The sequence below is a fragment of the Cohnella sp. SGD-V74 genome, from assembly GCF_003001675.1.
Classification (GTDB): domain Bacteria; phylum Bacillota; class Bacilli; order Paenibacillales; family Paenibacillaceae; genus Cohnella.
This window is the reverse complement of sequence record NZ_PVYW01000004.1, coordinates 301,968-316,664: the sequence shown is the minus strand read 5'-3', so window position 1 is coordinate 316,664 and position 14,697 is coordinate 301,968. Positions and strand designations below refer to the sequence as shown.

General features: G+C 58.8%; 10 protein-coding genes. 3 read left to right on the top strand and 7 right to left on the bottom strand.

The features are described from left to right. Positions 1 to 15 precede the first annotated feature (15 nt). From B0G52_RS08645 to B0G52_RS08635, 3 genes are all read left to right on the top strand, one after another. Entirely contained in the window at positions 16 to 1,008 is a 993-nt protein-coding gene (locus B0G52_RS08645; RefSeq protein ID WP_094043167.1) for an ABC transporter permease subunit, read from the top strand. Positions 1,009 to 1,026: 18 nt separating this feature from the next. Continuing rightward, positions 1,027 to 1,905: a carbohydrate ABC transporter permease gene (locus B0G52_RS08640; protein ID WP_094043165.1), complete on the top strand. Its 879-nt coding sequence runs from the start codon at positions 1,027 to 1,029 to the stop codon at positions 1,903 to 1,905. A 122-nt stretch (positions 1,906 to 2,027) separates the two neighbouring features. Then, positions 2,028 to 3,596, top strand: coding sequence for an ABC transporter substrate-binding protein (locus B0G52_RS08635; RefSeq protein ID WP_158223637.1), 1,569 nt, complete (start codon positions 2,028 to 2,030; stop codon positions 3,594 to 3,596). A 96-nt stretch (positions 3,597 to 3,692) separates the two neighbouring features. Here the strand turns inward: B0G52_RS08635 and B0G52_RS08630 are convergent, their stop codons facing one another. The 7 genes from B0G52_RS08630 to B0G52_RS08600 form a co-directional block, all read right to left on the bottom strand. Next, positions 3,693 to 6,086, bottom strand: a complete 2,394-nt coding sequence (locus B0G52_RS08630) for a helix-turn-helix domain-containing protein (protein WP_143762540.1) — start codon at positions 6,084 to 6,086, stop codon at positions 3,693 to 3,695. Between the two features lie 125 nt (positions 6,087 to 6,211). Further along, positions 6,212 to 6,574 carry a DUF1304 domain-containing protein gene (locus B0G52_RS08625; RefSeq protein ID WP_094043159.1) on the bottom strand — a complete coding sequence of 121 codons (363 nt, stop codon included), beginning with the start codon at positions 6,572 to 6,574 and terminating at the stop codon, positions 6,212 to 6,214. An 85-nt stretch (positions 6,575 to 6,659) separates the two neighbouring features. Continuing rightward, entirely contained in the window at positions 6,660 to 8,894 is a 2,235-nt protein-coding gene (locus B0G52_RS08620; RefSeq protein ID WP_094043157.1) for an MMPL family transporter, read from the bottom strand. 70 nt (positions 8,895 to 8,964) lie between these two features. Next, entirely contained in the window at positions 8,965 to 10,359 is a 1,395-nt protein-coding gene (locus B0G52_RS08615) for a sensor histidine kinase (protein WP_094043155.1), read from the bottom strand. Continuing rightward, a complete protein-coding gene (locus B0G52_RS08610) occupies positions 10,356 to 11,036 on the bottom strand; it encodes a response regulator transcription factor (protein ID WP_094043153.1) in 681 nt (226 codons plus the stop codon). Before B0G52_RS08610 ends, B0G52_RS08615 begins: the two co-directional genes overlap by 4 nt. 450 nt (positions 11,037 to 11,486) lie before the next feature. Further along, entirely contained in the window at positions 11,487 to 12,938 is a 1,452-nt protein-coding gene (locus B0G52_RS08605) for a hypothetical protein (protein WP_094043151.1), read from the bottom strand. A gap of 832 nt (positions 12,939 to 13,770) precedes the next feature. After that, positions 13,771 to 14,625, bottom strand: coding sequence for an alpha/beta hydrolase (locus B0G52_RS08600; RefSeq protein WP_094043149.1), 855 nt, complete (start codon positions 14,623 to 14,625; stop codon positions 13,771 to 13,773). Positions 14,626 to 14,697 lie beyond the last annotated feature (72 nt).

Sequence of the window (14,697 nt, the reverse complement as noted above, 5' to 3'; positions counted from 1 at the left end):
AGGAGGAATCGCACAATGGCCGAAGCCAAACCCGCCGCCCCGCGCGCCGTTCCGAAGGCCGCTCCCGTCCGCGGCCGCAGAAGCGTCAGCCAATGGATCCGCAACGAATTCCGACTGTTCCGCAAAAACAAAGAGCTGGTCATTCTGTCGCTGCCGGGAATATTGTTCAAATTCGTCATCGCCTACTTGCCCATGGTCGGACTCATTCTCGCCTTCAAAAACTTCCGATACGATCAAGGCTTGTTCGGCAGCGCATGGGTCGGATTTCGCAACTTCGAATTTCTGTTCAAAGCTCAGGACGCCTTCCGAATCATCCGCAACACGCTCTTGTACAACTTCACCTACATTATTACCGGCACGCTCGTGGCGCTCCTGTTCGCCCTGCTGCTGAACGAGCTGACGGGCAAACTGATGAAAATCTACCAGACGACGATGTTCCTTCCTTTCTTCCTGTCGATGGTGCTCGTCGGCTATATCGGCAACGCCTTCCTCGATTTCGAGAACGGATATTTAAACGAGGTGCTCGGCTATTTCGGATTGGAGCCCCATAACTGGTACTTGGAGACGAAGCCGTGGCTGTTCATCTTGCCGCTCGTGGCTCTGTGGAAGGGCGTCGGCTTCTCCACGCTCGTCTACTACGCCGGCATTACGGGGATCAGCTCCGACTACTACGAGGCCGCCAAGCTGGACGGAGCGAACCGCGTGCAGATGATGCTGCGCATTACGCTCCCGCTGCTGAAGCCGCTCATCATCATCCTGTTCATTCTGGGGCTGGGCAACATTTTCCGGGGGGACTTCGGGCTGCACTACTTCATTCCGAACAACGTAGGGCCCAACTTTCCGACGACCGACATTATCGATACCTACGTGTACCGCGCGCTGACCAAGCTGGGAGACGTCAACTCCGGGGCCGCCGTCGGTTTCCTGCAATCGGTCGTCGGGCTTGTCACCGTCGTAACCGCGAACTATATCGTGCGCAAGGTCGACCGGGACAGCGCATTGTTCTGAATCGGAGGCGAATCCACTGTGAGTTCCAAAAACGTTCAAGTACTCATCAACGCGTTTTTCGTCGTCGTCTGCTTTTTGATCGCCGTTCCTTTTCTCCTGGTCATCGCGATCTCCGTCTCTTCGGAAGAAAGTCTGTACGAATACGGCTACCAGTTCATCCCGAAGGAATGGAGTCTCGAAGCCTATCGCATCGTATTCGAGAAGCCCGACCCGCTGATCAAGGGATACGGGGTCACGATTCTGATTACGGTAGTAGGCACGGCCGTCTCCTTGTTCATGACCGCGCTGATGGCCTATCCGATCTCGCGCCGGGACTTCCGCTACAACCGTCCGGTGACGTTCTACGTGTTCTTCACGATGCTGTTCAACGGAGGGCTTATCCCATTCTATATTCTGATGACCCAGTACCTGCATCTGAAAAACTCGCTGGCGGCGCTCATTATTCCGGCCGTGATGAATCCGTTCAACATCATGATCATGAAAGGATTCCTGGACAAAATCTCGATGGAGATCATCGAGTCGGCCAAAATCGACGGAGCGCGGGAATTCCGTATCTTCTTCCGCATCATCCTGCCGCTGTCGACGCCCGTGCTGGCGACGCTGGGACTGTTCATCGCCTTCGGCTACTGGAACGAATGGTTCAACGCCCTGCTGTTCATCGACAACGACAAGTACATTCCGCTGCAACTGCTGCTCGTCCGCATTTTGTCGCAAGCGGAATTTCTGGCCAACTCGCCGATGGCGGAAGTGTCCGACAAGCTGCGGTTCGCGCAATTTCCGACGCTCACGGTGCGCATGGCCATGGCCATCGTGGCCAGCGGCCCGATGCTGCTCGTCTTCCCGTTCTTCCAGAAATACTTCGTCAAAGGCATCACGGTAGGCTCCTTGAAAGGCTGAGATAACGCGCCGCATCGCCCCGCAATCGCGCCTTGAAGGAGGTGAGTCCGTCTCCGCGGCAGGATCGGTACGGTCGCATGCAGTATTCTTTTCAATACGCACCTAAAATGGAGGGTTCGGAAGTGAACAAAACAAAGAATAAGACGATCGTTCAGCTTGGCATGCTTCTGCTCGTCTTCGCCGTTATCGCAGCCTGCAGCAACGGCAATAACGCCCCCGTCTCCAGTCCCTCGCAAGCGGCGGGCTCCAGCGCGCCGGCGAGCGCGGATCCGGCTCCGTCCGCCAGCTCCGAGGATCCGGGACTTCCCGAGGTCAAGCTCACCTTCATCTATCCGGTCGCGGCCAACCCGGGCCCCGATCAGAAGCTCGTCAACGACGAGATCAACAAATATCTTAAAGAAAAGATCAACGCCACCGTCGAATTGAAGCCGCTTACCTTCGACGAATACGAGCCGAAGCTGAACGCGATGCTGGCGGCGGGGGAAGACTTCGACATCGGCTGGAGTTCGAAAGGATGGCTGGGCAACTACCAGCCGTACATCGACAAAGGCGCCTACCTGGAATTGACGGACGACATGATCAATCAATACGCGCCTGAAGCCCGCGCCAACATTCCGGACAAATTCTGGCCGGACATGAAGGCGGCCGACGGCAAAGTATACGGCTTCCCGATCTATCAGATCGCGGCCAAGCAGAAGAGCCTGATCATTCAGAAGCGATTCGTCGACAAGTACAACCTGGACTTAAGCGCGATTCAGAGCTACAAGGATCTCGAGCCATTCTTGAAAACGCTGAAGGAAAATGAGAAAGGAATCGTTCCGCTCGGCCTGGCCCAGAACTCCAACGGCCTGTACGTCGATCCGGACGCGGTGTCTCCGGACGGAGCTGCTGTCGGCTACAAGAAGGACGATCCGACCTATTCGCTGATCTTGGCCGAAGAATCGCTGAACAAGAAGCAGGACTTTTACCGGACGATGCACGCCTGGTATAAAGCCGGTTACATCAACAAAGACGCTCCCGTGCTGCAAAACATTAACGACCTTAAGGGCAAGGGCACAGTGGCCGTGTCGCTGGAGTTCACCTCCAAGCCGGGCGGCGAGATCGGGGAGAAAGCGATCAACGGCGGCAACGATGTCGTCTACGCGCCAATCTCCGACAGCTACTTTACCGGCATCGCCAGCGCGATGCACGTCATTAACAAGAGCTCCAAAAATCCGGAAAGAGCGCTCATGTTCCTGAATCTGCTCAATACGGATCGTTATCTGTACAATCTGATCTGCAACGGAATCGAGGGCAAGCACTACAACAAGGTCGACGACCAATTCATCGAACCGATTGCGGATTCCGGCTACGCTCCGAACGGAGACTGGGTATTCGGCAACCAGTTCAACGCCTACCTGAAGCCGGGCATGGCTCCCGATACATGGGAGAAGACGATCCAATTGAACGACAACGCAGTCGTTCCCGTCAGCAACGGTTTCGGCTTCAGCGAGGAGAACGTCAAAGCCGAAGGGGCCAACCTGAACGCCGTGCGCAACGAATACGCCACCGCGCTCGAGACCGGCGCCGTCGATCCGGATAAGATCGTTCCGGAGTATCTCAACAAGATGAAGGCTTCGGGTCTCGAGAAATACGAGCAGGAAGTTGCCGCGCAATGGGACGCCTTCCTGAAGGAGAAAGGGTTAAGATAGCGATAAGACAATGAGGAGCTTCGCCTGCGGACATCGCGTCCGTGCGGCGAAGCTCCTTTTCAGGCCGGCACTATGGTCATGCAAGTCGGTTTTCTTCTAGCCCAGCGCCCGCTTCAGCCGGTATTCCTTGGGCGTCACGCCGAACGACTTCTTGAACAGCTTGAAGAACGTGCTCTCGTTGACGTAGCCGACCGCTTCCATGATCTCCTTGATGCTGAAGCTTCTCGTCTCCAGATACTGCTGCGCGTGCTTCAGCCGCACGTCATTCAAATATTCCGCTACCGACGACTGCTCGCTCGTCTTGAAAATCCTTCCGACGTAGGCGGGCGTCATGTGGAGCATGGCGGCGATTCCTTGCAGGTTCAAATTGCGGTCCTTGTAATTCAACTCGATAATTTCCTTGATCGCGTCGACCAGCGCCGCGTTCTTCTCGTTGTCCTGGCGGCCGGCCTGCCCGTGGATGTCCCGGCATACGCCGACGATCAGTTCCTCGATCTCGGCCATCGTCTCCTTCTCCAGCACCTTGCGGCTGAGCGATCCGAGATCGATTCGAAGCGGAACGACGCGATTGCGGTTCAGATCCCGGACGACCGACTTGATCAGATCGACGATATGGAGCAGTCCGTGGACGATTCGATCGTAATGATACGCGGACAGCTCCCGCAAAATCTCCGACACCGCGTTCTCCATACCGGCAAGGTGATTGACGCGAATGCTCTCCGCAAGCTTCTTCTCCGCTTCTTCGGGAAAGACGTAATCTTCGTCGTCGCGAACGCGGCGGGCGATCATCTCCGGCGTGATGATGGCGCGGTGACCGAACAGCAGCTTATGCGAAGAAGCGTGCAGCGTCTCCGCGTACAGCTCGGAAATGCGATCGTGCTTCATGCAGGTGCCGCTGACCGTCATTGTTAGAGACAGCTTGTAGTATCCGTAGACGGTCTCTTGAACGAGTCTCAGCAGCCGCAGCAGCTCCTCTTCTTCCGGAGCGGCCGCCCCGATCGGGCTGATCAGCATCGCCCAATGGTCGCTGCGCATGTCGGCGATCTCGCAGCGAAACCGGCTCTGCCCGATGATCTCTTCCGCGATGTTCTCCACCGCGAAGCCGTACAGCGACCGTTCTTCGGCCGACGTTAAGCGCAAAAATCCAGAGCAATCGTCCACCTTGGCGATCACGAGCCGGTACGGCCCGTTCGCGTCGATTCGCAGGCCGGTCTGTTCGACTTTCTCGGCCAGCTCGGCCGAGCCGAGCGCCTTGCTGTTGCCGATCAGCGTACGCAAATAGTAATTGCGAACGACGAGCCTCTGCTGATCCCGCTCGTTCGAGGTGCGATGCAGCTTCTGCATCATCGCGCTGTATACGCCGGCTACCGCCGTCAGCTCGTCGCGGCCTTTGCCCCCGGCTTCCGCGCCGCTCTCAGGCCCGATTCCGAGCTGGTTAAGCAGCCTCTGGACGGGCCTGTACAGCTTGTGCGACATCAGGAAGGCCAGCATGACCCCGATAAGCACGAACGCCGACGATACGGCAATGGACGTGCTTCTCATCTCCCCTATTCCGCCTACGACCGCGGAGTACGGCTGGACGCCGACGATGGTCCATCCCGTATCCTTCATCCCCAAGTAGGTGACAAGAAGCTTTTCCTTGCCTCCCAGCTTGCCGGAGAAGGAACCGAAGGACTCCGCCTCCCGCGCTTCGACGGCGAGCTGCTTCCTTAGCTCCTCCCCGTCGGGAACGAGAGCCGCGTTATCGGCGACAATGACGCTTCCCTCTTCGTCGAGGAGGAAAATGCCCGATCGTTCGGGCGCGGTGAAGCCGTTCATCGCCCGCAGGTTGTCGTACAGCCACTCCGGCTTGATGTTGACGATCAGGGCGCTTTCGCCGCGCCCCGCGGTCGGATTGAAGTTCTGGTAGACGATGAGCGAGAAGAAGTCGACCGTTTGCCCGCCGTCGCCGAACCTCATCGGAACGAGCTGCATGCGGGGAAGCTTCTCCGGCTTCTTGAGCAGCTCCGCCAGCCGTTCGGCGTTCTCGTAATCGGGCCTGTTCAGAGCGAGCTCGCCCACCGGGTACAGAAGATCCTCGAACCCGTTGTATACGGCGATGGAATGCAGGAACGACGACGACAAGTACGCTTGCTTCAACGTGTTCATCGAGCGAATCGTCGCCATCTCGCCGGGGTCCCGCAAGGTGAACAGCGGCGCGATATTCGGATCGAGATAGAGCGACAGAGCCAGATTTTTCAACACGTCGGTCATGTAGGATACGTTGAACTGAATTTGGTTCATGACCTTGCGGTCGGCTTCCTGCTGCATGCGCACCGCGCTTCGCTCCGCGTTGAATTGCAGCGCGGACGCGGCGAAGACGAGAATGGCGACAATGAGCAGGGTAACGGAAACGAGAATGCGCAACAAATACTTTTTCGACTTGTAGGCTTGCAGCACCCGCACCCGAATCACTCCCGTAGTAGGATCGTTTTTTCCGCTTGATTTCAAGCATCCCACACTTCCCGGCGCGCTTCTACTGTACAATATTCGAATCCTTATCCAATCTTCGAAACGAAAAAAAGAGCCCGCCCGAAGGCAAGCTTCCCATGCAAATCCCTATCGGGCGCGTACCGTCACCACACCGAGAGCACGGCGATCCAAGCGGCCGCGGCCGCGGCGCCCCGGATGTAGTCGAACGATCTCCTTCCGTTCCATATTCCGTAGATCGCGGCGATTAAAGCGCATACGAGAAAAAAGGTTTGAATCTGGTAGCCGACCGAAGCCGAAGGATAAACCAGTCCCCAGACGAGCCCCGCGGCGAGAAACCCGTTGTGCAGGCCGCTGCTCGCGGCAAGCGGCTTGGAATCCCGCGCGAAGCCGGACGTCATTCCCCGGGATTGGCGATTGCCCGGAGACGTCCACAGCAGCGTTTCCGTCAGCAGCAAAATCACGTGCGCCAAAGCGACAAGCCCCACCAATACCGCTGCGACGATCATCGATGTCCACTTCCTTCCGCGTGCTTCCGTCTTCTTGATGCAGACAACCAACCGGAGCCAGAGCGCTTACGGTGATGCTACTATATTATTTATTCGCCATGGGGATCGGCTTATCACTTCGATTTGGCGAGGAAGCCGACGACTTCTTCCCATTCCTGAAAACGACCGTCAATATCGAAGGAAGCAGCATTCCCCTCACGAGGAACGTATCGATCAGAATGCCGACGGTCATCGCGAATCCGAACAGGTACAGCTCCTGCATCGGTTGGGTGATCAGAACGCCGAACGTGGCCGCCAGAATCAGACCCGCGGACGAGATGACTCCTCCCGTGAAGGCGACGCCCCGGCTTACCGCTTCTTTCCATGGGTAATGCTCGGCCTCCTCCCGGATTCGGGACACGAGCATGATGTTGTAGTCGACGCCCAGCGCGACCATGAACACGAACGTGTATACCGGCATGCGGTAGCTGAACGTCTCGTAGCCGAGCAAGCCGTGGAAGACGGTCCAGGTCAGGCCGAGCGTCGCCGCGAATGACAGCACGATCGTTGTCAGCATGAGGAGCGACATTTTCCAGGAACGCGTCTGCACGGTCAGCATGAGCCCGATCAACAGGGAGACGGACGCGAACAGCACGATCGTATCCCGTTCGTTCATGGTCCGAACGTCCGCCTGCTCCGCCGTCTGTCCGGCAATATGGAGCTTGACGCTCTTCGAATCGAATCCGCTCCGCTCGAGCAGCCTTGGGCCTTCCTCCCGCCAGCGATCTATCCGGTTCAACGCTTCCGCTTCGTACGGGTTCGAGTTCATAACGGCCCGCAACCGAACCGCTCCTTTATCCTCCGACCATTCGCCCGCCGAAATCCCGACCGCTCCGCCTCCCTTTTGCAGTTCTTCCGCGAACGCCGCAAGTTTGGATTCAACCTCGGCATCTCCCGCCAAGCTCTCTCCGCCTTCCAGTATGAGCGATACCGGGGCAAGCTCTCCCGGCGGGAACCGCGACTCCAGCAGTTCGAAGCCGACGCGGGAAGGCGTATCCGCGGGAAACGACTTCATCAGGTTAAAAGAGTATTGCAGCGACCCGATGTTCAACGAGGCCAAGGCCAGCAGCGCGAACAGCGTCGCCGCGATCGTCTTCGGCTTCCTCGTCACGAAGCGGCCCGTCCGCTCCCACAGCGGTATTCTTCTCTTGGCGTTCGCCCGCTCAGCGCCGATACTCGCACCTTTCCCGCCCGGAGCCGTCTTCGGGACGAACGGCCAGAATGCTTTGCGGCCGGCGATCGCGAAGACGGCCGGTATCAGCGTTAATCCCGCCAGCAGAATGACCGCCACGGCGATCGCGAATATCGGAGCGAAGCCGCGATACGGCTGGAAGATCGCCGCGAACAGCGCCAGCATGGACGCGAGAATCGTTCCGCCGCTGAACAGGATCGGTTCCGCGACGCGCGCCATCGCTTCTCCCATCGCTTCGTATTTCGAACCGCCCGCGGCCAGCCGTTCCCGATAGCGGGAGAAGACAAACAAGCAATAATCCGTAACGACGGCGAACAGCAAGATCATCATGATCGACAGAGACTGCTTGTCGATGACGAACCAACCGGCTCGGCCCGCCACTCCGAGCAGCTTGTCCACGACCGAGTAGACGATGCCCGCGATCGCGAGCGGAATGACCGCCAGCAGCGGAGACCGGTAGATCGTCACGAGCAGGACGAGAATGAGCGCGACCGTCGCGATCATGAGCACGAAATCCGCATTGCGGAACAGCGTCAGCGTGTCCGCGGAGATTGCGGCGGGACCGGTCGTCTCCAGCCGGACTCCTTCCGCCCCGTGCCGCTCCCAATAGTCCCGGATTGCCTCCATCGCCTCCAGCGTACGGTCGGAATCCAGATCCGGTTGCAGTTCGGCGCTCAGCAGCAGCGTCGTACCGTCTTGCGATACCAAGCGACTTCGTTCCTGCTCTGGAAGCGCATAGTACGGAATCGAGCTCTTGACCCTCAAAGATTTGCCCTCCGATTCGAGCCATCTGCTGAACTCCGCGATTATTCCCAGCTTCTCCCCGTCCAGAGCTCCGTCGCCGTGAAACACGAGCAGAGCCGCCAAGCCTTCGCTTTGCGGGAAGCGCTCTTCGAGCACGCGCTGGGCGACGGCGGCCGGATTGGCGCCGTCAGCGCCGCCTTCCCCGGCGCTGACGGCGTATTGCTTCGCTCCGGGCGAGGCAACGGCAAGCGCGACAAGTAAAAGCAGCCACGCGGAGAGCGTCGTTATCGCTCCGCGGCGGCTGCCGAATAAGACAAACCATTTGTTCCATCCGTGCACATTCATCTCTCCATCCTCCCATCCGTTGTTCTCCCCGATTATCGAATCGGAAGATGAACGGACGGTGAACGGGGCATTACAATTGCGGCAGGCGCACGGTAAACGTCGTTCCGCGCCCGAGCTCGCTCTCGACGGCGATCGTCCCGCCATGAAGCGCGACGATCTTCCCCGCGATGGACAAGCCCAGCCCGCTTCCGCCGTTCTCCGAGGAACGGCTGCGGGATTTGTCCGCCTTATGGAACCGGTCGAAGATCAAGGGAAGATCCTCTTCGGGAATTCCGCAGCCGGTGTCGCGGATTTCCACCGCGACTTGATTGCCCCGTTCCTCCCGGATGGAGACCGCTATCGTGTCTCCCGGCTCGCAGAAGCGGATGCCGTTGGAGAGCAGGTTCATCCATACCTCGTGCAGCAGGTGAGCGTCCGCGGTTACGAAAGTCTCCGGAAGCTCAAGCTCCAGATTCAACTCCTTTTCCGACCACTGCCATTCAAGCGTAATCAGCGCTTCGCGGATCTGCTCGTCCAAGCGGAAGCTCTCCTTCTGGAGCCGCACATCGTCCCGGTCAAGCGAGGCCAGCTTCAGCAATTGGCGGCTAAGGGAAGACAGCCGCCGGCTCTCCCGCTCGATGATTCCCAAATATTGCTCGGTCTGTTCCGGCGTCGTCTGCTGGTCGCGCATCGCCTTGGCCAATCCCTGCATCGACGTAAGCGGCGTCTGGAATTCGTGCGATACGTTCGCCACGAAATCCCGGCGCATCCGGTCGAGCCGACCGATCGAATCGGCCATCAGGGCGAAGTGCTCGGCCAGATCCCCGATTTCGTCCTTGCGGCTGCGGGACTTCTCCAGTTCGACGTTGAAGTCGCCTCTGGCGATACGCCTGGTCGCTTCTTTAAGCACGTTGAGCGGCTTGACGATGTAGCGGCTCAAGACCGCGATCAGGACAAGACTCGCGAGGAAGGTCAACCCGATCAGAACGGCCGAGACGATCCGCACTTCTCCGATCTGCGCCTCCAGATCGGGGCGGACGAATACGGCATAGCCGCCCTCCGGCGTTCGGACCGGAATGCCGACCGTATTGCGCACGCTGTTCTCGAACAGGGCGAACAGCCTTACCCTCCCGTTCTCTTCCTCCATCCCGTGAAAGACGCCGCCGTCCAGAACGAGACGGATCGCGGAGTCGTCGAGCGTGCCATGCTTGAAAGCCCGCCCGAACGTCTTTCCTTCCAAGCGCTCGTCGACGGCGTAAATCTGGAAGCCGAGCTTCGCGACCGCCGCCAAGTATTGGTCCAGGCTCGACTGCATCCCTTGCTCGTATAGCTCCCGGATGCTCTGCGCCATCTCCCAGGCTTTCGTCTCGCTCTCCGACTTCATCCGCTCCTGGTAATAAACTCCTGTCAGCGCCAGCCCGACGATGCCGCTGACGAAGGCGATGCCGACGAACGTTGCCACGATCCGCACATATAACGTTCTCACTCGTCCTTCACCTCGAGCTTATAGCCGAGTCCCCGGATCGTCGAGATGACGAAATCCTCTTGCCGGTCCGAGAATCGTTCCCTTAATCTTTTCACATGGACGTCCACCGTCCTGGCATCCCCTTCGTAGTCCGCTCCCCAGATGAGGCGAATCAGCTGCTCCCGGGTATAGATGCGGCCGGGCTGACTGGCGAGCTGCGCCAGCAGCTCGAATTCCCGCAGCGGGATCGTGACGGGCTCGCCTTCGATCCGAATCTCGTAGCCCTTCCGGTCGATGTCGACGCTGCCGAGCCGGATCGTCTCCGACGAGACGAGGCGGTATCTGCGCAGCAGCGCCTTGATCCGGAACAGCAGCTCCTTCGGCTCGAACGGCTTTGCTACATAATCGTCCGTTCCCGCCAGATACCCCTGTTCCTTGTCCTCCAACTGGTCTTTGGCCGTCAGGAGAATAACGGGAATATCGTAATGCTCCCGAATCTCGCGGCACAGCTCCAGCCCGTCCTTGCCCGGCATCATCACGTCGACGATCGCCAGATGAACCTGCTCCGTCTCGCAGATCCGCGATGCCTTCTCTCCGTCCTCCGCTTCCAGCACGACGTAGCCTTCCTTGCTTAACGTCAGCCTCAGCAGTTCCCGAATCGACGGGTCGTCGTCCGCCGCCAAAACGCGGATTCTCATGCCGGTTCTCTCCTCTGTCCTGGGCAGCCGCAGGTTCTCCGAATATTGGCTCCAGTATAGCACAGATGAACCGGCTTCCCGAACACGGAGCTCGGCCGGAGCGCGAAAGTAGAAGATCGCCGCCTAGGGCGTGTATGCATACTCCGAGGACAGCAGATATTACCGAATTTTCGTTCCATGCAAGGAACTTTTGTGAAGGCGTACCGGGGGTACGTCAAGCAAAAGTGACGAAGCAGGGGGCGAAAAGGCGGTGATAGATGCCCCTGAGCGGGTTTGCTTACACGCCCTAGCCCTCCCGCATGCCGCCGCGTCCTGAACGCGCACCGATCCGCTTTTCAGCAGCTTTCCCGCCTGCTCCATATATACAATGGCCAAGCCCCCCCTTGCTTTATAGATCACGAAAAAAACGCCCCCGCACGGCAAGCGTACGAGGGCGGAACGTTATTGGGGCTATTTCTTCTCTTCAATCTCCTCTTCGTCCATTTCTTCCTCTTCGTCCACCGGCTCGCTCTCGTCTTCGGAATCTTCCTCCAACTCGTTCTCCGGGGGCAGAAACTCCTCGTCCTCGAATTCGACCTCTTCTCCGGGATCGAACGCCTCGAGAGGCGTCTTCTCCTCCGAAGACGAGGAGCACGAGCTTGCAGACGACTTCTCCAGCGTGCGGAGCCCGCCTCGCAGCAGCCCCATCTGCGGCAGCGCATTGCGGCGCAAGCCGGATCTCAGCCGCATCAGCGTTGCCTGCTCGCGATCCTCGCCGGTCGGCTCGCTCTGAGCGTAGGAGATGTCCGTCATCTGCAGACGGTCTTGAAACGTATTTAACAGCGCCTTCTTCTTCTTGACCGCGAAGTCGCGCGCTTCCTTGACCGTACCGGCCTCGGGAGCTCTCTTGACCCGTTTGCTGACCGATTCGTCGGACATCTCCCCCCTCATGATGGAGTCCTCCACCGCCTGGAACTGATGAACGGCTCCCGCTCCCGTCGAGCTGATCGATCCGGGGAAGTTGAACGCTTTCGTCTTCGAATCCTCGGAATCCGAACCGTCGTCCTCCGTTTTCCTCTTGCGTTTCTTCTTGACCTCCCGCTCCTCCGAGTTCCCGAAGGCTTCCTCGAACGGCCTAGGCGTTCCTGACGTATGGGCTTGATTGGCGATTTCCATATTGCTGGCCGCTCCCATAAGCGGAGAACGCTGCACTTCGGAGAGATTGGTAATGGTCGGAACTGACATCAGCTCCCGCTCATGGCCCTCGAAGCCTTCCGGCACCTGTTCACCGCGATTAACGGCATCGAGCGCTTTCCATACGTCCTGTCTGCTTGTGCTTGAGGACGTCATGCTCTGAAGATGATCGGCCTCTCGCGGATAGGGAGTGAACTTGCCCCCGTTGTCGTAGAAATGCTGCTCCTTCTCTTGCCCGCGCTGGCTTTTGCCCTGCATTCTGCCCAGTCTGTGCTTCCTCCCCGGTACCGTGGGAGAGGCGGCGTCAAGCCGAACGTAACTGTGCGCGCGGCCCTGGTTCCTCGCTTCCTTCACCAGAGCGGCCCGATCGGAAGGATCGCGCAGCTCTGCCGAACGCCTTCCCGACTCCTCCTGGTTCAGATGAGGAAACCGCTCACGATCGCTCGCGCTGGGCGCATGCGAGTAACCGGACAGCAGGTCGCGATTGAACTCCTGAATCAGCGGCGCTTGAGGCAGCTGATACTGAAAGCCTTCCGAGCTGACGCTGAACGTATTCGCGGAAGGCGTCGCCGTGGCCGGCACCGTGCTAAGCATGCTCAGCGCTTGCTGGTTGCCCCCTGTCTGCTGCATTTCCAGAAGGGCGTCGCTTACGGCAGAGGACGATGAACCGGAAGAGGCCGGCTTTTTGGCCGGCGCCTTCGTTGTTTTCTCTTCGTTCTTTCTTGGCATCCCGTTTCCCTCTCATTCCCCTAGTAGAGCATTCCAGAAGTAAAATGCGATTGCGCTCGAAGCCGATGCAATCTTACTCTCCAACCCGACTCAGCGCGGTTACAGCTACTCTGACGTCCCATTCGATGCTCCAACCCGACTCAGCACGGTTGCAGCTACTCTACCGGCCCTTTCGTCGCTCCAACCCGACTCAGCGCGGTTGCAGCTACTCTGACGTCCCATTCGATGCTCCAACCCGACTCAGCACGGTTGCAGCTACTCTACCGGCCCTTTCGCCGCTCCAACCCGACTCAGCACGGTTGCAGCTACTCTACCGGCCCTTTCGCCGCTCCAACCCGACTCAGCACGGTTGCAGCGACTCAGACGTTCCATTCGATGCTCCAACCCGACTCAGCGCGGTTGCAGCTACGCTGACGTCCCCTTCGCCGCTCCAACCCGACTCAGCGCGGCTGCAGCTACTCTGACGTCCCATTCGATGCTCCAACCCGACTCAGCACGGTTGCAGCTACTCTACCAGCTCATTCGCCGCTCCAACCCGACTCAGCACGGTTGCAGCTACTCTACCGGCCCTTTTGTCGCTCCAACCCGACTCAGCGCGGTTGCAGCTACTCTGACGTCCCATTCGATGCTCCAACCCGACTCAGCGCGGTTGCAGCTACTCTACCAGTTCATTCGCCGCTCCAACCCGACTCAGCACGGTTGCAGCTACTCTACCGGCCCTTTCGTCGCTCCAACCCGACTCAGCAAGACTGAGTCAGCCTAGATTCTTCAACATCTTGGTTACGTTACTTCGGGGGCGCTCTACTAGGGCGTGCATGCATACTCGGAGTATTCAGACACGCCCTAGCGCTTTAAGCCAGCTTTCCACTTCTCTCAGAGCTGCCTTGTCCGACAAAATGCCGTCATGATCGCTGTCCTGGATGAGCGAGACTTTCGCTTTGCCGCATTCCGCGAACATTGGAGCGTACTGTCCCGGCAGGAACACCTCGTCCTTCTCTCCGACCAACACGAGCGTCGGCTGTGTCATCGCCTGCAAGCATTGGCGATACTTGGCCTTCGGCGTTCTCGATCTTAGCAATCTGTAACTGAGCTCGAGCGTCTCGCGGCCGTGCCGACGCTCGGTCGGCTTGTCGCTGCGAAGCACTGTGCAGCCATTCCAGAAGCGCAGCCCGATCGCGTTAAGCACGGACAGAACCTTCAGGCGGAATTTATTCACCTGCGTGTCGCTCCACGGTTCCTTCTTGTGGTTAATCGGAGCATCGGGATGCACGGCGGGAGCAAGCAGCAGATAACCGCCGATCTCCCCGGAGAGCCGATGCCGGGCCAGACGGATGACGTTGCCGCCTCCTCCCGAATGGCCCGCCATAATGATCTCGAGCGGCGAAGCCGACCGGCTTCTCAGCCAACGAACCAGATCCTCCAGATCATGATCGTGCTGCCCGACGTACTCCACGTCTCCCCTGCGTACCGGATGGTATCCGTATCCTCTTAAATCCGGCACGACGACTTGCGCCAACCCTTTTCCCGATATAAAATCGGCCAACGGGTGCAAATACTGCCCATCCTCCGAAATGCCGTGAAGCAGGATGACGACTCTGTCCGATTGCGCCTCGTAATGGCGATAACATAACGATCTTCCGTCCCTGGCCTCGTAAGTCTGAATGGACGGCAACGCTTTCTCTGGCATGACGATCCCCCGGCGGTCAACTCATCCGCGCCGGGATGCTTCCCGCGCGCAAATGAAAACGCAATTTCGGAT